The organism is Nostoc sp. CALU 546 (assembly GCF_048836525.1).
Genome location: NZ_JAWJTF010000073.1, coordinates 28,723 through 49,072, shown reverse-complemented (window position 1 = coordinate 49,072; position 20,350 = coordinate 28,723). Strand labels below are relative to the sequence as shown.

The 20,350-nt window shown below is 42.8% G+C and carries 17 protein-coding genes and 1 tRNA gene; 8 read left to right on the top strand and 10 right to left on the bottom strand.

Going from position 1 to position 20,350, the window contains the following annotated elements:
* Positions 1-131 precede the first annotated feature (131 nt).
* From RRG12_RS28580 to psbD, 6 genes are all read right to left on the bottom strand, one after another.
* Positions 132-833, bottom strand: a complete 702-nt coding sequence (locus tag RRG12_RS28580; RefSeq protein WP_069069050.1) for a J domain-containing protein — start codon at positions 831-833, stop codon at positions 132-134.
* 15 nt (positions 834-848) lie between these two features.
* Entirely contained in the window at positions 849-1,811 is a 963-nt protein-coding gene (gene cysK, locus RRG12_RS28575) for a cysteine synthase A (RefSeq protein ID WP_420761500.1), read from the bottom strand.
* 70 nt (positions 1,812-1,881) lie between these two features.
* Positions 1,882-2,319 carry an Rrf2 family transcriptional regulator gene (locus tag RRG12_RS28570; RefSeq protein WP_420761499.1) on the bottom strand — a complete coding sequence of 146 codons (438 nt, stop codon included), beginning with the start codon at positions 2,317-2,319 and terminating at the stop codon, positions 1,882-1,884.
* A 340-nt stretch (positions 2,320-2,659) separates the two neighbouring features.
* Positions 2,660-4,366 carry an iron uptake porin gene (locus RRG12_RS28565; RefSeq protein WP_420761498.1) on the bottom strand — a complete coding sequence of 569 codons (1,707 nt, stop codon included), beginning with the start codon at positions 4,364-4,366 and terminating at the stop codon, positions 2,660-2,662.
* Positions 4,367-4,931: 565 nt separating this feature from the next.
* Entirely contained in the window at positions 4,932-5,213 is a 282-nt protein-coding gene (locus RRG12_RS28560) for a 4a-hydroxytetrahydrobiopterin dehydratase (RefSeq protein WP_069069054.1), read from the bottom strand.
* Between the two features lie 1,051 nt (positions 5,214-6,264).
* On the bottom strand, positions 6,265-7,320 hold the full coding sequence (gene psbD, locus RRG12_RS28555) for a photosystem II D2 protein (photosystem q(a) protein) (protein WP_179066789.1): 1,056 nt from the start codon (positions 7,318-7,320) through the stop codon (positions 6,265-6,267).
* 358 nt (positions 7,321-7,678) lie between these two features.
* Here psbD and RRG12_RS28550 point away from each other — a divergent pair, with 358 nt between their 5' ends.
* From RRG12_RS28550 to RRG12_RS28535, 4 genes are all read left to right on the top strand, one after another.
* Positions 7,679-7,951: a hypothetical protein gene (locus RRG12_RS28550; protein WP_012410874.1), complete on the top strand. Its 273-nt coding sequence runs from the start codon at positions 7,679-7,681 to the stop codon at positions 7,949-7,951.
* Positions 7,952-7,964: 13 nt separating this feature from the next.
* Positions 7,965-8,642 (top strand): ABC transporter ATP-binding protein, encoded by a 678-nt coding sequence (locus tag RRG12_RS28545; RefSeq protein ID WP_069073620.1) that lies wholly within the window; start codon positions 7,965-7,967, stop codon positions 8,640-8,642.
* Between the two features lie 261 nt (positions 8,643-8,903).
* The gene (locus tag RRG12_RS28540; RefSeq protein WP_420761497.1) at positions 8,904-9,455 is read left to right on the top strand and encodes an NYN domain-containing protein; all 552 of its coding nucleotides are present in this window, start codon (positions 8,904-8,906) and stop codon (positions 9,453-9,455) included.
* 144 nt (positions 9,456-9,599) lie between these two features.
* Positions 9,600-9,671, top strand: a tRNA-Asn gene (locus RRG12_RS28535).
* A gap of 36 nt (positions 9,672-9,707) precedes the next feature.
* Here the strand turns inward: RRG12_RS28535 and RRG12_RS28530 are convergent.
* Genes RRG12_RS28530 through RRG12_RS28520 form a run of 3 tightly spaced genes read right to left on the bottom strand, consistent with a single transcriptional unit; the run spans position 9,708 to position 11,867 of the window.
* Positions 9,708-9,923: a hypothetical protein gene (locus RRG12_RS28530; RefSeq protein WP_069073618.1), complete on the bottom strand. Its 216-nt coding sequence runs from the start codon at positions 9,921-9,923 to the stop codon at positions 9,708-9,710.
* Positions 9,924-9,955: 32 nt separating this feature from the next.
* A complete protein-coding gene (locus RRG12_RS28525; protein ID WP_069073617.1) occupies positions 9,956-10,951 on the bottom strand; it encodes a PrsW family intramembrane metalloprotease in 996 nt (331 codons plus the stop codon).
* The gene (locus RRG12_RS28520) at positions 10,944-11,867 is read right to left on the bottom strand and encodes a class I SAM-dependent methyltransferase (RefSeq protein WP_069073616.1); all 924 of its coding nucleotides are present in this window, start codon (positions 11,865-11,867) and stop codon (positions 10,944-10,946) included. Before RRG12_RS28520 ends, RRG12_RS28525 begins: the two co-directional genes overlap by 8 nt.
* A gap of 131 nt (positions 11,868-11,998) precedes the next feature.
* Here RRG12_RS28520 and mscL point away from each other — a divergent pair, with 131 nt between their 5' ends.
* Positions 11,999-12,433 carry a large conductance mechanosensitive channel protein MscL gene (gene mscL / locus RRG12_RS28515; RefSeq protein ID WP_420761496.1) on the top strand — a complete coding sequence of 145 codons (435 nt, stop codon included), beginning with the start codon at positions 11,999-12,001 and terminating at the stop codon, positions 12,431-12,433.
* A gap of 104 nt (positions 12,434-12,537) precedes the next feature.
* On the opposite strand, the gene RRG12_RS28510 is transcribed toward mscL, so the two are convergent.
* A complete protein-coding gene (locus RRG12_RS28510; protein ID WP_420761495.1) occupies positions 12,538-14,217 on the bottom strand; it encodes a DUF3352 domain-containing protein in 1,680 nt (559 codons plus the stop codon).
* A gap of 552 nt (positions 14,218-14,769) precedes the next feature.
* Between RRG12_RS28510 and RRG12_RS28505 the strand changes: the two genes are divergently transcribed.
* The 3 genes from RRG12_RS28505 to RRG12_RS28495 all read left to right on the top strand — a co-directional run bounded on the left by RRG12_RS28505 (position 14,770) and on the right by RRG12_RS28495 (position 20,111).
* Positions 14,770-17,400 (top strand): M1 family aminopeptidase, encoded by a 2,631-nt coding sequence (locus RRG12_RS28505; protein WP_420761494.1) that lies wholly within the window; start codon positions 14,770-14,772, stop codon positions 17,398-17,400.
* A 577-nt stretch (positions 17,401-17,977) separates the two neighbouring features.
* The gene (locus tag RRG12_RS28500; protein WP_420761493.1) at positions 17,978-19,708 is read left to right on the top strand and encodes an ABC1 kinase family protein; all 1,731 of its coding nucleotides are present in this window, start codon (positions 17,978-17,980) and stop codon (positions 19,706-19,708) included.
* A 28-nt stretch (positions 19,709-19,736) separates the two neighbouring features.
* Entirely contained in the window at positions 19,737-20,111 is a 375-nt protein-coding gene (locus RRG12_RS28495) for a hypothetical protein (protein ID WP_069073612.1), read from the top strand.
* The last annotated feature ends 239 nt before the right edge of the window (positions 20,112-20,350 follow it).

Below are 20,350 nucleotides of genomic sequence, written 5' to 3'. Positions count from 1 at the left end.
CTGTTGCCTGTAGCAAGATTGCCTATTGCCTGCCTACGCAAATTAGTTCAGAAATCAAAGCGGATTCCTATATCAGGATTAACCCATGCCCAATGCCCAATGCCCAATGCCCAATGCCCCATGCCCAATTACTATGTAACAGACGCTTGTGCCTCACAGTGTAATCCCGTAGCTATGCGGAATAGTTCTTGACCTGTGTGCAAATAACGCTCATCGTAATTCAAAGGAAAGTAACCTAATTCTTCGAGTCCATCTGCTACCTGATCGAGGCTGTAGTATAGGTGAGCCGCTGTTCTTGCTAGACTAGGGGGATTAGGTAGGGAGCGAAAAGTACTTTGTGCCTGTTTAAGGTCATCTCGACAGGCTTGTAAGTATTCCTGAAATTCATCTAACAGCTCATCATCAAACGGATCAGCAGCTAATTGCTCCATTTGTTCTTCTAACGAATAAAGAATGTTACAGAGCAAACGATTAACTGGTTGGTAAACTTGGCGCAGCCATTCCTCAACTTGCTCATCAACATCGCGTCCGGTTTTTCGTCTTGTCTGGTGATGCCTTTGCGCTGATGCTGTACGCTGTTGGCGATCGCTATTTAATTTTTGAGAGTCATCTTGCAGTTCTTGGTCATAATTACGGCGATTTTGGTTATCGCCTAAGACCTCATAAGCTGCATTGATGCGGATAATCTGCTCGTGATCAGCTGTATCCTGATTACTGTCAGGATGAAATAACTTAACCAAGCGGCGATAAGCAAGCTTAATCTCCGCTTGGCTTGCACTTGGACTAACTTTGAGAGTTTCGTAATGGTTAGAAACGTGCTTAGAATTGACCATTAATTCAATGTATCGTTAACTGACGCTAGTGGCTAATCTTGCCTCCAAGTCTTGGAACAACGGTGTACTCAAATACCTCTCACCAAAACTGGGCTGAATCATCACAATTAAACGTCCCTTATTTTCTTGACGTTGGGCGACGCGAATTGCTGCACATAAAGCTGCTCCACTAGAAATGCCAGATAGTAGCCCTTCTTCTTTTGCCAAACGCCGACTGTAAGCGATCGCTTCTTCATCGGTGACAGTAATCACTTCATCAATCAATTTTATCTTTAATACTTGGGGAATAAACCCAGCACCAATTCCCTGGATTTTGTGTGGCCCTGGTCTTCCCCCTGATAAAACAGAGCTATTGGCTGGTTCAACAGCGATCGCTTTAGAATTAGGCTTGCGTGCTTTAATCACCTCCGCTACACCAGTGATCGTACCACCTGTGCCCACCCCTGCCACAATGATATCTACTTGTCCATCAGTATCTTCCCAGATTTCAAGCGCTGTAGTTTTCCGATGCACTTTTGCATTAGCTGGATTGCGGAACTGCTGTAACATATAGGTATTTGGCGTAGTATTAACTATTTGTTGCGCCCGCCCAATTGCTCCACTCATACCTTCCATACCTGGTGTTAGTTCCAGTTCTGCCCCGTATGCCCGCAACATTGCCCGACGCTCCCCACTCATCGTCTCTGGCATTGTCAAAATTAATCGATAACCCTTAGCTGCTGCTGCCATTGCGAGGGCAATTCCTGTGTTTCCAGATGTGGGTTCTACCAATACTGTTTTCCCAGGAGTAATCAGTCCCTCTTCTTCAGCAGCGTTAATCATACTCACCCCAATCCGGTCTTTAACTGATGCCGATGGATTCATACTTTCCAGTTTGACCACAATTTCCGCAACACATCCTTCTGTTTGAGGAATACGGTTCAACTGCACTAGGGGTGTACGACCAACAAGTTCTGTAATGTTACGAGCTATTCGCATAAATTAGTCCTTAATTATTAATTATTTGTTATTAGTCATTAGTCATCAACAAACGACAAATGATTCTTGACTAAATGTAGTACATGATATCCAACTGCCGCCGGGAATCTCTTTTTTCACAAAGATCCTGGAGTGTATATTTTTGTAACACTGAATTTGCCGCAAAACTTGCTTCTTGCCAAATTTCTTCTATAACCGAACTGTCTACCGTTTTGGAATTAACCTTTTCTTCACCAGTCTGCACCTCTAACCCTTCTAAACATTCTAAAATCTCAAAAAGGATGATTTTTCGGGGTTCTCGCGTTAACAGATAGCCACCTTTTGACCCGCGTTGACTCTTGACTATACCCCCACGCCTCAAGGTCGCTAGTAGTTGTTCCAGATAACGATCAGGTATATTTTGTCGTGCTGCAATGTGTCGAATTTGCAGCGGTTCGCCACTTTCGTAATGAGTAGCCATCTCTAATAAGGCGAGAATTGCATATTCCGATTTACAGGATAGTTCCACAAGTAGCAATAAGTTAGGGGTTATAAATTAGGAGTTAGGAATTAAGAGTCATTCAATTTGAGTTTTATATTTTTCCTTCAATATAAAATCCCAAGTTCAAAATCGGCAGAGTTAGGATATTAAGCAATATGTAACTTTATAAAGCCAACTTAAATTAGAAAAGCTCATTCAGAAAAAGTTACTCACGGCGTAAGTCACTTGTAGAATTCACAACTCCTAACTTTTCTAGTATACTCCGGTTAAATACTGGGGTTTATCCATTGCTGCTACTCAAAACAAAAAGCCCCGCCTCATGGCGGGGAGAAATAGAGTTCAAAATTATTAGTGGATAGTTAACACTCTAGAAGGTGAAAGTTGTTCTGAGCGTACCGATAATTGCATCGTCGTTATCGCTGTTTTGACCAGGAGAGGTCAACCAGATTACACCAGGGGTAACAGAGATGTTATCTGACACGCGATACTTGTAGAAACCTTCAAAGTGATAAGGTACATCATTACCACTACCAGCAAAAACTGCTCGGTTACGAGAATAAGGTTCTGCTCCAGCGAAAATACCTAAAACATTACCCTGTTTACCAAAATCAACTAAAGCAACCCCAGCACCGTAGCTCCAAGCTTCATAATCATCATCTGCACCGAAGCCGGTGACATCATGGTAAGAGACGAAGCCACTAATTGATAGCTTGTCGCTGGGTCTAAACGCAGCTGACAGACCGTAGGAATTGCTGGAACCTTCACCTAGTAAAGCATTACCTTGTCCAGTACCTACTGCAACAATATCTGCGTTTGACGTAGAACCGGAGTTGAATAAATTACCAGCTCCGCCATTATATGCGTGGACGTAGGTAGCAGCTAAAGCCAAGCGATCGCCTACACTAAAGTTAAACTGTCCTAAAGCTGCATAGTCGCCGTTGGTAAGACCTTGACCAAGACCAGGATTATTCGCTTCTGATGCCAAGTAACCCGCAGTTATTGAACTATTTCCCAAAATACCGCTGTTTTGACCAAAGGGTATGTTGAGCGCTATACCTGCACCACCACCAATCCGATAAATGGGACTTTCAGAAGCAAAGCTAGACAGGGCGCCATTACCACCGTCAGTTTGATCGAAAAAGTAGGGGTTGTTAACAGCAGCGTAATGGCTGTGTCGTCCGCCACTAGCTGCGAGGTAAACGTTGGCTGGGCCTATGGGAACTTCATAGGTTAAACGGTCTATTTTGACACTGTTGCCACCATCGCCATTACCGACTTGAAAGGTTTGTGTACCTTCATTAGTGACTACAGGAGTATCAAGTAAAAAAGCTTCTGCATTACCAGCAGCAAGACGTGTGTGTAAAACATCTCTACCCGTGAAGCTGGTTTGTAAGTCTAAGCGTACTCTGTTTTGGAAGACAGTGTTGTTGTTGTCACCACTAGTACCGCCAAACACATCACTAACAGCAAAAATGGCTTCACCAACTAGTTTGGTGGTAGTGGAGAACTGATTAGCTTCCAATTCAGCAGTCCGCGCTTCTAGGGAATCAACACGACCGCGTAGAGTTGCCAGTTCTGCGGAAAATTCTTCTTGTAACCGCTGCAAAGTAGCTAAATCTTGTTTGGTTACCAAGTCAGCTGTTGCTGTGGCAATCAATTCGTTAACTCGATCTAAACAGGCATTCAAACCAGCAGCAAATTCATAACGAGTCAAGGCACGGTTACCGCGATAAGTAGCATTTGGGTAACCTGCAATACAACCATAGCGCTCAACCAAAGACTGCAACGCTTGGAATGCCCAGTCGGTGGGTTGTACGTCGGAAAATTGAGAAACCGATGTTACTTGAGACTGAGAGTTACTTTGATTGCCTTCGTTACTGTAGCGATTAACTTGATCTATGGTTGTTTGAGCCAATATTTCTGGCTGTTGGACAACTTCAGTTGCACTTGCTTGTCCGGCTGGCGATACTTCAGTGGTTGTGTTTGGGGCGGCAATTGCTGTTGCCGAAACTAACAATGTTGCTCCCAAAACTGCTGGGCTAACCACTAAGGATTTCCACAAAAGATTAGACATCACTTTACTCCTCACACCTTGTTTAGATAATTGGTTTCGTTGCACCTAATTCTCAAAAATGCGACATCTCATTGAAACCTGTGGATGAGGCATAGTAGCCACTACTACAATTTTAGTTTTTGCAAAGCTAATAAACGATTAACTTGAGGTTAAAAACTTATGTGATTAACTTATGCAAAAACATATCTTTATATCATAACATTATAAAACATCTGATCTAGATGGCAAGATTGGAGCGATCGGCTTAATAACTGTCACACATACTTATCTAAATATCTAAGCAGGGAGTAGGGTTTAGGGCATTTGCTCCTACTTAGCAAAATTGCTGAAAGCTTTAGACACTTAGCGGCTTGTCATCAAAAATAACTTTTTCCAGTTAGAGAAAAAATAAATCAACCTAAGTTACACAATGTAAATTTAGTTAAATTGGTTGTAATAAGCGGCTCCAGCCTTGGAAATAAGGCTAGAGCCGCTTACTACGAACCTTTAATTATTCACGCTTACCTACTTAGTTTGCGTCGCGGTTACTTCCAGTCAGTTGATGCAAGATGTCAAAAGAAATTGCTTAGTGAATTTTGGAAATTGCCTGTGCTACATCAAAGTCTGTCTGCGTCAACCCGCCTGCATCATGTGTTGTGAGTGTAATCTTCACTTTGTTGTAGGAAATCTCTATATCTGGATGATGTCCTGCTGACTCAGCCGGCTCCACCAGCTTATTCACAAATTCAATTGCTTCGATAAAATCTTTGAATGTGCGGGTAATCTGCAACTTAGAGTCTTCAACAGTCCAACCTGACAGAACCTTTGCCTGTTCTTGAATTTCCGCTTCAGTCAGTAATTGTGCCATATCAAAAAATTCCTACTTATATATCTGTTATATTTTGCATCTGACAAAGGCAAATCCCTTTTATTCTCTACACAGAAAGTATTGGAGGATCGACTAAGGCATAATGCGTGTGTGCATATTTAAATCAGATTTGATAGATGCTATTGCTCACATCTAGTCAGACCCCAAGTTTGATCGAACAGAAATCAGGAGTCAGGAGTCAGAATTCAGCAATGTTTTCTGTATGACTGGCGGATAGCGCCGGCGGCAAGCAAGTCCGCGATAGCGTAGCGTTAGCGAGTATTTTCGAGTCGCGTCTGAATAATCGGCGTTTTTGCACCCTCACAAAACAAGAAAATTTAGTGGTCTTCAAGACGCTCGCGGACTCGCTAACGCTGTGCTATCAGTCGGGGATTCAGATCCGCGACTGATTTATTCTGACTTCTGAATTCTGACTTCTGAATTCTTCTTCAAGTAAGATATTTTTCTTTTTAAGAAAACTTAAACGTATTGGTTTTACCCACATTAGGCATCGCCATCTAAGTTTTCAAAAGTAAACATTGATAAAACAAAATTCACCTATAAAAAACTATCCGCCCTGATTTAGATCGGTTGATCTAAGTCAGGGCGGTCTAGCGGGTCTTCAGGTTGCAACCAGACTGCCGGAAGGAACTCCGAGCTTGCCTAGCTACTTGAGCTAACTTAGTATCTCAAAGATGACTAAGGCTAACTTTTAGAGAACAGCCCCGGCACACAGCCGGCTAACTGCAACCTGATGACCCATGCATTTACTACTTTCTATCATGGGCATCACCTCCTTATTGCCTAAGCGGTCTTAGTTTCAAAAGGCAGAGCATTTACTCTGGGTTCATAACCTTCACCTAACATAACATACAAATTTAGAGATATTAACCATGTACAGAAAAAAATCTCCCATCTTTATGATGGGAGATTAGTGGAGAATGGGGAAAATTGACGTTTTATTGACTGATTACAAGGAGATTATTTAATCTGTGGGGTGTCAACTTTCGGCAACCACAATTCTTATTCAGGTCATGGTCGGCTTGTAATATTAGAGAGCGTTACCGCGAGGTAGAACTTCCTCAGGGAATACAAATTGTTCGTGGGGTTGATCTTGAGGAGCCATCCAAGCGCGGATACCCTCGTTCAGCAAAATATTTTTGGTATAGAAGGTTTCAAACTCAGGGTCTTCCGCCGCCCGTAATTCTTGGGAAACGAAATCATAAGCCCGTAGGTTGAGTGCTAAACCGACGATGCCGACGGCACTCATCCACAAACCTGTGACTGGCACGAACAACATAAAGAAGTGCAACCAGCGTTTGTTAGAGAAAGCAATACCGAAAATCTGTGACCAGAAACGGTTTGCTGTCACCATTGAGTAGGTTTCTTCAGACTGGGTGGGATTGAAGGCGCGGAAGGTGTTAGCACCATCACCGTCTTCAAACAGGGTATTTTCAACTGTGGCACCATGAATGGCGCACAATAGAGCACCACCCAATACACCTGCAACACCCATCATGTGGAAGGGGTTGAGTGTCCAGTTGTGGAAACCTTGCAAGAATAGTAGGAACCGGAAAATTGCCGCTACGCCAAAGCTGGGTGCAAAGAACCAGCTAGATTGTCCCAAGGGGTACATCAGGAATACGCTGACGAATACTGCAATGGGAGCTGAGAAGGCGAGGGCGTTATAAGGACGGATACCTACCAGACGGGCAATTTCAAATTGCCGCAACATGAAGCCAATCAAACCAAAGGCTCCGTGCAGGGCTACGAATGGCCACAAACCACCCAATTGAAACCAACGGGTGAGGTTGCCTTGGGCTTCTGGGCCCCACAACAGCAATAGGGAATGTCCCATGCTGTCGGCGGGGGTGGATACTGCCACTGTCAGGAAGTTAGCACCTTCTAGGTATGAGGAGGCTAATCCGTGGGTGTACCAAGACGTAACAAAGGTTGTGCCGGTCAGCCAACCGCCTAGTGCTAGGAAGGCGCAGGGGAACAATAATATCCCTGACCAACCTACGAATACGAAGCGATCGCGCTTGAGCCAGTCGTCTAGAACGTCAAACCACCCTCTACTGGGGGCGCGTCCAACTGCGATGGTCATTAGAGCAAATCTCCAAATGTTTATAAGTACAGGTTGTATCTGTATTATAGATGGCCAGATAAAAGCCTTCCATAAGCAGAAAGTTAACCAGGTTGTTAACCAAGTTTACAATTTTTTACACACCTTTAATCATATTAGGTGTAAATCGTTAATTTTTCTAGGGGTTTTGTCATAAAAATTAATTTTTGATTGAGATTGAGGTGGGAAGACAAGAAGGGAATAGGTTACAGGTAACAGATTATTCCCTATCACCTGTTACCTCTCCCCTAATCCCAATCCCCAATCCCCAATCCCCATTTCCCTAGAATCAGTCAGCTGACGCTAAAATGAGTCCACAGTTAAATTTGATTATTGCTAAATGTTTACCATCGATTTAAGCATCAGAAACACTGCTTTCCCGATCTCAGTACAACGTAAGTCAGCAGAGGATGCTGAGGCTGTCTATCAGCTAATTTTGGCAGCAATCCGTTCTGGGAACCCTGACATTGTAGAACTCAAGTGCGAGGGCAAGACAGAGAAAAAAATTGCTGTCCGCGCTAGTGAAATTTCTGGGGTGCAGATTGTTCAGAAAGATGGTACAACCCCTGGTGGTGGAAGACCACCAGGCTTTTTCGCTGTAGCTGCTGAGTAACCAAGGTTGACAAATGGCTCAAGTGGGCATTGAGGTCAAGGATTTAAATTTCAGTTGGCCTAATGGAGAGAAAGTTATCAAATCTTGCTCTTTAGAAGTACCCAAGGGTGAGTTTTGGATGCTCTTGGGTACAAATGGCAGCGGAAAATCTACGTTACTGAAACTGCTGGCGGGGTTATTAGCTCCTGAATCTGGCGAAATTAGGGTTTTACACCCCGTTGGCTTTGTTTTCCAAAATCCAGATCATCAACTAGTGATGCCAACTGTTGGTGCTGATGTGGCTTTTGGATTGGTGGAAGAAAAGTTGCCACCTGCTGCTACCAGAGCAAGAGTTGAGGAGGCGCTAGGGGCGGTGAATTTGCTTACCCTCCAACGACGCCCTATATATGCACTCTCTGGAGGACAGAAACAGCGAGTAGCGATCGCAGGTGCGATCGCCCGCCGCTGTGAAGTCTTATTATTAGATGAACCCACTGCCTTACTAGATCCAGATAGCCAGTTAGATTTAGTTGCTGGTGTTCGCCGCCTTGTCAAAAGTCGAGGTATTACAGCCCTGTGGGTGACACATCGATTAGATGAGTTAAATTACTGTGACGGCGCTTTTTTGCTAGAAAAAGGCTCTCTGGTGGATAGAGGTGAAGCTGAACGCCTTAAACAACGTCTGATGGAGGTACACAGCGAAGCCTCTTAATTGAGTGCTGAGTAACGAGTGCTGAGTGCTGAGTAAGTAAAATTCATTGTACTTAGCACTCCTGAATACTACTAAAAAAGAACTGCAACGCGCCTTTATTTAAAAGGCGCGTTTTTAAGTTTGTGCGTCTGTCTGAGGTTTGAGTTGTGTGAGGCTGCCGTATTTTTTATTCTGTGTAGCATAGTGTTACAGACAATGCATCAATTATTATAAAACTTATGAATGAATTTTGTTAACTCTAGAAAATTGTGATTAAAAACCATGCCCCGTTCCTTACTCCAAGCCGTTTTGTTAGTGGACGGCTACAATATAATAGGCGCTTGGCCTTGCCTTAAAAAAACGCGTGATAGTGTTGGATTAGAGGCTGCACGGGGCGAACTTGTGGAAGCAATGACCGGTTACAGTGCGTTTCAAGGTTACACAACTCAGATAGTTTTTGATGCCCAATATCAGAACACCTCTAGTAATAAAGAAATTATTACTGAGCTTTTATCTGTTTATTACACTGATTTTGGGCAAACAGCAGATACTTATATTGAAAAATCCTGCGCTTCTTTTCGCCAGCAAATAGCTCAATCTTTGATTTCGCGTGTAATTGTTGCTACATCAGATCGGGCACAGCAGTTGATGATACAAGGGTATGGGGCTGAATGGTTGTCGGCACAACAACTCTGTGGTGAAGTGGAAGCTACCGTCTGCCGGATGCGACAAAAGTATCATACGCGCAAACAATCTAAGAGTAGGTTTTTAGCTAATGCCATTGATGCTAAAGCGCGGCAACGTCTGGCTGAATTACGAATGGGATTACACTGAATATTTAGTATTTAAGAGTCTCTGCTTAAGTTCCTGAATGGATTTTGGCTGCAAAAGTTATATAAATTAAGCATCTAAAAAAAATATTGGCGAAAGTACTTGCCAAATACTATTTTTAGCCCTAAGATTATAAATCGTGAGTGGTCCTCAGTAGCTCAGTGGTAGAGCGATCGACTGTTAATCGATTGGTCGCTGGTTCGAATCCGGCCTGGGGAGTTTATAAATTTTGAATTTTGAATTTTCGATTCTAGGTTATCCATCAGAAGCGTCACTGTCGCTTGGCTCGGCTGTGACGTTTCTGAATATGTCTCTTTTGGTGCTTTTCCTAAACTCGGTATTCAAGGTCATAAATAGTTCTGGATTAATAATCTCATAGCGATTTCTGTGTTCACGAAGTGTCTTGGAATGAGAATCGCTAGCAAATAGCTGTAGGCCAGCAGTCATCCAACGCACTGGAGTTGTTTGCATAGAAACCCCCTAGCCTTTTCCTAAATCATATTTTAAAAATATCGACGACGGGCGGAATGTCGCAAATAGCGATAAATGCCCCAAGCTAAAACTCCAAAAAAGAGATTTAGTAAACAGCGACTAAATATAAACCACAAAATATAAGTGTCAAAAAGCTTTGACGGACTCAAAGGACTAATTTTCCTGGCTAAGAGAAACAGACCAAAAATAGCATTTCCACCCAGCATAAGGGCAAAAAGTACTAAACTCCTCTGCCAATAACGGCGTTGGATTGTACGGTCTGAAATTAGGGTAATTACAGGTTTACCTTGCACTTTTCGCAGTAATTGTTCCAGTCGCCAAAACATCCACAACAGAAATGGAAAGAAACCATAACTCAGGAAACGTAGGGGTAATGAGTAACCCCAAGCAATAGATAGGACATTAACTAGGGCATGACATATTACAGAATTTAGCCAAGCCCGAAAAATGAACTTCTTGTCTCGATTTAACCGAGTGTGGGAAGAAATATAAATTCCTAATGCGTATCCCCAAGGTGCAGAGAACATCGCGTGAACTGGCGTACCGATAGTACGGTCAAGAATTGATGCTGTACCATGAAAAAGGTAAATCCAGTTTTCTTCGGCAGTGAATCCAAGAGTAACGGCTATGGTGAAGAGGAAAACCGTAGATGCAAGTAATCGATACCTGCGTTGCAGATAGTAGGTTGGGACAACAACCGCAGCCAACTTGCAGCCTTCTTCAATTGGGCCTACTTCTATAAGCTGCCGCAACGCCACACCAAAAAGCGTAGACGCGCATCGGCTTGGCGGTAGACATAGATCGATGTGATACCAGTCTGAAACCCAGTTAGCTACAATTTCAAAAATCCATTCGAGGCTAAGGGCTAAAATACCAGATATTGCCCCGATGATAAAGAACATTAGTAACTTTAACAAAGGTGGGGCAAATGGCACCCGCAAGTAGTAGTAGCCTAGCAGCAGCAAGGGTGGTATTGCTGCCCACAACAGTAGAGATGAATCAACCACTCACCTGAGCAATCACTGTGCGGTGACGGTGGGTATTGTTGGTGATAGTGGGAGTTTGGAAACCCGCCTCAACAATAGCTTGCTCAATGTCCAAAGCAAAATATTCATCTAAATACGGTTCAGTACTTTTGAGCAAAGTCAAAATGTAGGCTGGCATTTTCTTGTAAACTTCAGATTTAGGATTCATATCCATGATTGCTAAGTAGCCACCTGGACGCAGCACGCGCCGCATTTCAGCTAAAATCTGTCGGGTTGCCGATTGGGGTAACTCGTGGCACATCAGGAAAATGGAAACTAAATCAAACGAGGCATCAGGTAGCCCAGTAGATTCAGCTTGGGCATGAAGCCAGTTTATTTGAGCTTGGCGTTGCCCAGCGCGGTAATTGGCAACGGCTAAAAAGTAGGGAGATAAGTCCAAGCCTGTAATTTTGGTATGGGGATAAACTGCTTGTAGAGCAAAACTACTCAAGCCCACACTACACCCTACATCTAAGATGTCTTGCGGCTCATTAGGAATTTGACTTTTCAGGATATTGTGGTAGCTTTGGCGCAGCATGGGATCGCCTTGCGCTTCTTCAGCGTCCTGCCAAATCTTAGCGTGGACAGCGTAAGCAGCAGGTTCTACCTCAAAAGCGGCTTGCCAACTCAGATTTCCAGTTTCGTAGGCATGAAATGAGGTGACGTAATAATCGGGATAGGAAAGCTGAGGATTTTCTACTTGAGTTAAATCAGCTTTCCAATCACGCGCCTGTAGTGTTTCGACTTCTTGCGTCCAAGGTACACCAATTCTCTCGGCACGTTTAATCATCATTTGTCTAGCTTGATGCTTGGCTAGGTTAGCTAAAGGCTGGATTGCCAATATGCCATTTACCAAGCGGGAAGCGAAACCAGGATTAGTGTTTACAGCAGCAGTCATAAATCAATTTGCATTTAACAGCCTTTTTTACTTATGACATAGTTGCTGGACAAAATCTATCTCAACAGAGAGGGCACAAAGGCAAATGTCATATAAAAAAAAGACTACAACTAACTTATTCAGTCTCAAGTATGGCAAGAGCAAGAAGAAGTGCAAGTGGCTTTTTAAGAGATTTTCAAGAATTTGCCCTCAAAGGCAGTGTAGTTGACTTAGCGATCGCAGTCATCATCGGTACTGCTTTTGGTCGGGTTATCACCGCCTTTGTTGAGGATGTGATTATGCCATTGATTAACCCCTTAATCAGTGTGACTGGTAAAGACTGGAGAACAATCACTATCGGCCCAGGGATTGCGATCGGTCAGTTTTTCGGCGCAATCCTGGACTTTTTAATCATTGCTTTCATCTTATTTGTGGCAATTCGTGCCTTACAAAAACTCAAGAGACAAGAGGATGTTCCTATTCAATCTCCATTATCAGATCCTAAGCTTGCAGCTCAGGAAAGGCTGACTGGTGCTTTGGATAGGCTCAACCAAACATTAGAATCTCGGAATAATCAAGTTTTGTGAGTGGAGTGGGGAGATGAGGAAGAAGGAGGGGGGCAGGGGGCAAGGGGGCAAGGGGGACAAGGAAATAACCCATTCCCAATGCCCCATGCCCCATGCCCAATACCCTATTTGGCAGTAGGCTTGAGAGCTAACAACATCTCCAATTCACTGGTAGATTTATCCGGGCTAGTAGAGGTAAAACCAATACCACGAACAGAACTCAGAATGGTTATGGTATCGGGGTTAGACGAGATAAAACTATTAATCAGGGGTACAGTTTTAGTTTTATCCATATCTAGGTAAAAATAACCACCATTAGGCTTTTGCAAAGAAGCAGTAACGGCTTTGAAGGCATCGCTATTGTCGAGAGATGGATTCTTGCTATTGGCAACTGCGTCAGCAACAGGGCCACCAACAGCTACAAATACGGTATCTTGATCCAGCCAACCATGTGCCAATAAAGCTCCTTGTTGGGGGATTTGCCATTCAGTTACGTCTTTACCACCGATATTTCTGTTAGCTACGTTAATTTGTTGGGTTTTGGCGAGGGTATCCAATTTTGTTAAGGTGGCTTCGGCAGTTTTGCGATCGCTAGTATCAAATACTAAAGCACCCCCAAAACCAACACTCGCTAATACTCCTTGATTTGATGGAATCGCACCAAAGGCAAATTCCCCATTCATCCAGCCAAAAATATCCTTATCCAGGTCTATATTGACAAATTTCAATTGTCCTCGCACCTGTTCAAGACCTTGCTTCATTTCTGGATAATCTTTTGACTGTTCTACTAGCGTTTCCCAGCCACGGCTAATGCCATTTCCGCTAATTAAAGCAAAGGTATCAGTGGGAAATTTCCCGACTATATTCCCAGGACTTGATTGATACTGAAATTTATTTAGTTGCGGATCTAAATTAGCGATCGCTTTTACCCGCACTCCTGCATCATCGACACCAACACCCGCCACCACAGATTTTATCTGCTTCAGTTGTGTCAAGGTTTGTGGAGGTAACTGCTTTACCTGGGGATTTCCGGCTGCTAATTGCTGTACCATCGCTGCATAGTCTGGTACATAAATTTGGGCAAGGCTATTTTTGACATCCACTCCTTTAAGAATGTTACTTGCACCTTCTTTACTGGCAAAAGAAGACTGTCCCTTAAAGGTGTCAATTGCTTTTTCTACAGCTTGTTTTTCAGGCGCTAATACTAAGTGACTATTATTTAAAACTACGCTATAAGTAGGCTTGCCATTTTCTGTAGTTTCGACAATTTTTTGACCTTGATAGTCAGATTCCTGGAATTTCACCCCTTTTTGTGACTTCAATTTGTTAGCAAAATTCAAGGCACTCAGCTTGTCTTTGATTCCCACCACTATGAGGATATTCTGTTCCTGCTGTAAATTTGTTGGTAGATTAGGTGCCCCAGAGGGGACGTTGAACTGTGCAGGTTTCACAGGATTTGGTGGCAATACAGCAATCATGACACCACCAGCCCAAGGCTTTATGTCTTTTTCATAAGAAACGTTACCGTCACTGAACATTTGCTTATTGAAATTTTCCAGATTTTTTGCCACTAACTTTTGTGCTTCTGGAGTGCCAAACTGCTGTAATTTTGCCCAAGCTTCAGTATCAGTAGTAATATAAGTTGCCATCAATGCTGTTGAAGGTACTACTTTAGCACTACCTAAAGCATCTGAACTACTTCCTGATGGGCCTTTAAAATACGTATAAGTCGCTATACTTCCTGCTACAACAACTACAGCAGCACCAATAGCAGGAATGAGAAACTTTGATTTACTTTCAGGCATTTTATTATCCTCTTTTGCTCAGATTGTCACCGAGATTTATACAAGTGTCATTGTAGAGTTTTCGGATTTATTAATAATTTCCGCTCATTGATCGGTATTTACTGATAAAATTAGTAGTCCTATAAGTTAGCAGTCTAATAATTAACTCTCAAAAATACTTCAAAGGGATGATGAGCAAATCCGCAAATGATATGCTGTTCATCTCAAACAAAATAGCCTGATCAACAGCAGCAAGCTATCCTAAGTTATAAGAAGAATTAGGAGTATTTGTACTTAATGAGAATCTATCGAGGTGCAAGAGACTCTTGACTCAGTGACAAAAAAGTGCAAAACATCAGTAAAAGTAAATGCGGTAGGGATATGGAAAAAAGTCCAAGGTTCGACAGCCGGACTTAGGAAATTCGGGTGAGATTAATTTCAATCCCCCAATCCCCAAGGTGAGTTATCACCTCTATAATGCCCTGTTAATTTGGGAAATACACACACCGCTATTTTGCCTAACAACATCCAGCCAAGCCAGACTTTTCAGGATTACAAGGTCAGTAAGGATCAATGTCGAAGTCTTATTTTGATACAGATAATAACGGACACAAACCTTTTGAGTTACCGGGAGCAAGACCACAGTACAACCCCGATCGCCCCGGACAGGTAGAGCATATTTTTCTCGATCTCAGCTTGGATATTCCCAAGCAAAGCTATCAAGGCAGTTGTAGCATTCGCCTCTTACCAATCCGTAATGGCATTGATCGTTTGACTTTGGATGCTGTAAACCTGAATATCGAGTCTGTGCAGGTGGACGAGGTGCCACAAAGTTTTGACTACGACGGGGAACAGCTTTCCATTCAACTTTCTGAGGCGACTCAAATTGGTAAATGCTTGCTAATTGCGATCGCCTATTCGGTGGCAAAACCGCAACGCGGTATTTATTTTATTCAACCAGACAAGCATTACCCAAACAAGCCTACGCAAGTTTGGACTCAGGGAGAAGACGAAGACTCTCGCTTTTGGTTCCCCTGCTTCGACTATCCAGGACAACTATCTACTTCGGAAATTCGCGTCCGTGTCCCCAACCCTCTCGTGGCTATTTCCAACGGCGAATTAATTGACACTATAGAAGATGGTGATTACAAAATCTACCATTGGTCACAGCAACAAGTTCATCCTACCTACTTAATGGCCTTAGCAGTAGGTGATTTTGCTGAAATTCGGGATGAGTGGAAGGGTAAACCAGTCACCTACTACGTAGAAAAGGGACGGGAGGAAGATGCTAAACGCAGCATGGACAAAACTCCCCGGATGATCGAATTTTTGAGCCAAAAATATGGTTATCCATACCCTTTTCCGAAATACGCCCAAGTTTGCGTCGATGACTTCATCTTTGGCGGCATGGAAAACACCTCCACAACTCTGTTAACAGATAGATGTTTGCTGGATGAACGTGCCGCCTTAGATAACCGCAACACCGAAAGTTTAGTCGTCCACGAACTCGCTCACCAGTGGTTTGGTGATTTGGTGGTGATTAAGCATTGGTCTCATGCTTGGATTAAAGAAGGGATGGCTTCTTACTCTGAGGTGATGTGGACAGAAGAGGAATATAGTTCAGAAGAAGCAGCTTACTATCGTTTATTGGAAGCTCGTCGCTACTTAAGTGAAGATAGTAGCCGTTATCGCCGACCGATGGTAACGCACGTTTACCGAGAAGCTATTGAACTTTACGATCGCCACATCTACGAAAAAGGGTCTTGTGTTTATCACATGATTCGGGCCCAATTGGGAGATGAATTATTTTGGCAAGCTATCCAAACATTTATCCAAGATAATGCTCACAAAACCGTAGAAACAGTAGACTTACTCAGGGCGATTGAAAAATCTACCGGACGTAATCTTTTGTTCCTCTTTGACCAATACGTTTATCGTGGTGGTCATCCCGATTTTAAAGTGGCTTATTCTTGGGATGGGGATGCTAAGTTAGCAAAAATTACAGTAACTCAAACCCAATCTGCTGAAGGTAAAAATGGCAGTAAGGATTTGTTTGATTTAAAAATACCTATTGGTTTTGGCTATACGCAAGAAGAAGTCAAGAGTGAGGTGAAGAGTAATGGAAAACTCAGCACTCAGCACTCAGCACTCAAAACTTTCACTGTGCGGGTGAATGAACGTGAACAAAGCTTCTACTTTCCCCTAGAAAATAAGCCTCAATTTATCAGCTTTGATGTTGGAAATAATTACCTAAAAACAGTAGTTTTGGAGTATCCAATATTAGAGTTAAAAGCACAGTTAGAATTTGATCCTGACCCGATTTCACGTGTTTATGCAGCAACAGCTTTGGCGAAAAAAGGCGGGTTAGAAGCTACCATTGCGCTTTCTGCTTCGCTAAAAAATGACCCATTGTGGGGTGTGCGTGTGGAAGTGGCGAAACAACTGGCCAAAATCAACTTAGATCAAGCCTTTGATGGCTTAGTTCCGGCTTTAAAAGATAAAAATGCTTACGTGCGACGATCTGTAGTGGAAGCACTTGCTCAAATTAAAACAGCTGAAAGCTATAAGATTGTGAGAGGGGTTTTACAAAAAGGCGATCCTAGCTACTATGTGGAAGCAGCAGCTTCTCGTGCGATCGGGGCGATTTCATCGGCAAACTTGGAAGAAAAACCCAAAGAAGACAAAGTATTAAAGTTGCTGAAATCTGTTTTAGAAGAGAAGGCGGGTTGGAATGAAATCGTGCGGAGTGGTGCAGTTGCCGGTTTAGCTGAATTCAAAACCTCGGAAACAGCTTTAAATCTGCTTATCGAATACACCAAACTTGGTGTGCCGCAACCTCTACGTTTAGCCACAATTCGCGCTTTAGGAAAGATTTCTGTCGGTCAAAGTCCAGCTAATTTGGAACGGATTTTAGAAAAATTAACAGAACTAGCCAAAGAAACCTTCTTTTTAACGCAAGTGGCGGTAGCAGCGGCATTAGGACAAATGGAAACGCCTAAAGCAGTCGGGATTTTGCGATCGCTCGCTGAACAAACGGCTGATGGGCGTGTGCGTCGCTATGCTGAAGAAGAAATTTCTAAAGTGCAAAAGAATATTGGTTCCGAAAAAAACCTGCGCCAATTGCGTGAAGATTTCGACCAACTCAAACAACAAAACCAGGAATTGAGAAGCCGTTTAGAAAACTTGGAGGCCAAATCTAAATAGCACTACATGATAATTAAAAGTAGCTAATTGGTAATTAGTAATTGTGACAAAATCACTATAGTAATCCTAAATAATATGTGAGAAAGAATAAAGCCTGTAATGCTTGCAAAAGTAGGATTTTTCTATTCGTAAATTCTCACAGATCAGATGGGATTGCTATACCAATTAGCAAGGTTTTAGTTGATAGTGTAATTTCTTTGTAGATACATAGAATCTTTTATTTTTCACTTAAATCGCAGGGTATAAATAAAGATAAAACCAAGATCCCCGACTTCCGTGAGAAGCCGGGGATCTTGCATAGGTAAATATTTATATTTATATAAAGTAAAGTTAAGAAAAGATAAAATCATCCAAAACGTGGAAAAGTAGTTGTAGTTTTATAAAGTATAATTAAGAAAAAGATAAACATATCTAGGCAGTGGCAATAAGCTAAAATCGCCTCGAACACTATCCCTAAAGGGTAAAGTTCTAGTTGTTTTAGATAAAAGACTACTGGCTATCTTGAACTTGCAACTAACTTGTGAGTCAGGAGAAAAGAATCATTGTAAATTTTTCAGTTGAAGAGGCAAAAAAAGGCGTGGGTCAGTATCAACCTGCTCAACTAAAACTCTATGATCCAGATGCGATCGCTCGCTACTATAGTTACCGTCCTTGGCTAGCCTGGGGGCGAGTGCTGAGAATTATCTCCTCCTTTGCAGGATTTATACTCAATCTGAAGTGGGACGAATGGCAAGATAAAGTTGAGCAGAACAAGGGTAAACGAGCTATCCAGTTGCGAGAACTGCTCACCCGCCTCGGCCCGACTTTTATTAAAGTTGGTCAAGCCCTCTCTACTAGGCCTGACCTGATACGCAAAGATTTTTTAGAAGAACTGATCAAGTTACAAGACCAGTTACCACCTTTCGATAATGCGATCGCTTACCAGATTATCGAAACTGAACTAGGCCGTCCAATCCACGAAAGTTTTAGCGAACTGTCACCTAGCCCAGTAGCGGCTGCTAGCTTGGGTCAAGTATACCGGGGTCGTCTGGTCAGTGGCGAAGAAGTCGCAGTGAAGGTGCAACGCCCCAACTTACACCCGGTAATCACCCGCGACCTATATCTGATGCGTTGGGCAGCAGGTTGGGTAGCTCCTTGGTTGCCTTTAAATCTCGGTCACGACCTAACTTTAATTGTGGACGAGTTTGGCATAAAGTTATTTGAAGAAATTGACTATATTAATGAAGGCCGCAACGCCGAAAAATTTGCTAGCAACTTCCACAACGACCCGCAAGTAAAAGTTCCAGGCATTTACTGGCGCTATACCAATACCCACGTTTTAACCCTGGAATGGATTAACGGCTTCAAGCTGACGGACACTCAACGCATCCGCGAAGCAGGTTTAGACCCAGAAGCGATCATCCAAATTGGTGTTACATCAGGATTGCAACAGCTTTTAGAACACGGCTTTTTCCATGCTGACCCTCATCCTGGCAATTTATTTGCTGTAGCCGATGGTCGTATGGCTTACATTGATTTCGGTATGATGGATCAGTTGGAGGAAAGCACCAAAGAAACACTGGTAGATGCACTAGTGCATTTGGTAAATAAAGACTACACCGACTTAGCCGAAGACTTTGTAAAATTAGGATTTCTGACTCCAGACACGAATATTTGCCCGATCGTGCCAGCATTAGAAGCAGTGCTAGGAAACGCTATTGGCAAAAATGTCAAGGATTTTAACTTCAAAACTATTACCGATGAATTCTCGGAATTGATGTATGAATATCCTTTCCGAGTCCCGGCAAAGTTTGCTTTGATTATTCGTTCTTTGGTGACTCAGGAAGGTATTGCCCTTAGCCTCAACCCGGATTTCAAAATTATTGAAGTGGGTTATCCCTATATAGCACGGCGGTTGCTGACGGGTGAATCGCCGGAATTACGGCGACGATTATTGAATGTGTTATTCAAAGATGGTAAATTTCAGTGGCAGCGGTTAGAAAATTTGATTGCGATCGCTCGTACCGATAGCAACTTTGATGTATTGCCCACAGCCCAGATGGGGTTCCAATATTTAATCTCGGAAGAAGGGAAGTTTCTACGGCGACAGCTGGTGCTTGCTCTCACCGAAGATGACCGCCTCCACACCGAAGATGTTCAACGCCTGTGGAACCTCGTTAAGGATGACTTAAAACCGGATCGTTTATTAAATGTAGCGATCGGGATTTTAACAGATTTATCCAGAGAAGGTGCAGCCGCTATTCTCCCAAAAGCTACATTCCTTGCGCCTTTTACTGGAAACCAGTCAGAGTCAGCAAGTAAAAACTAAAAACCTTTAATATAAATCAGGAGTTTTAATGTACTATTTTCCTCTACAACCACCCTATTTCCTCTTACTTGTTGGCTTTTTGACAGCATTAACATCTGGTTTGGCATTATCTGGCACTTTAAAAGTAATTGTGCAGAAATGGCCAAGCGAACGAGCAGAAAATACTAAACCACGTTCCTCACTGAAACAATTACTTGTGCCATTTATCGGTATAACTGGCGGCACTTGTTTATTTCTGTCTTCAGGCTTAGAAATATTTGGCTTTCCCTCCACCTTGGCTTTAGGAGTCGGTCTACCAATTAGTTTGTTTACTTGTTTATTAGTTTGGTTGCAGTTGGGAAGTATGATGACCTTTATAGAACGTGAAGGTATGCAATCTTTAGATTTAGATTCTTTTTCTTAGATATGTGAAAAGGTTAGATACCCTAATTATTTGATAATTCAGGTATCTAAAAACCACTAACTTTCAGAACCGAATGGCACTAAGAAAATCCCAAAAGCTTGTGTAGTCTCGTTCCCAGCCTCCAGGCTGGGAATGTATTTAAAGAGGCTCTGCCTCAATTAAAGCTACTGGAGGCGGAGCCTCCCAGAATGCTTTCCCAGCCTCCAGGCTGGGAACCAGTTAGAGCAGGGGATGTATCT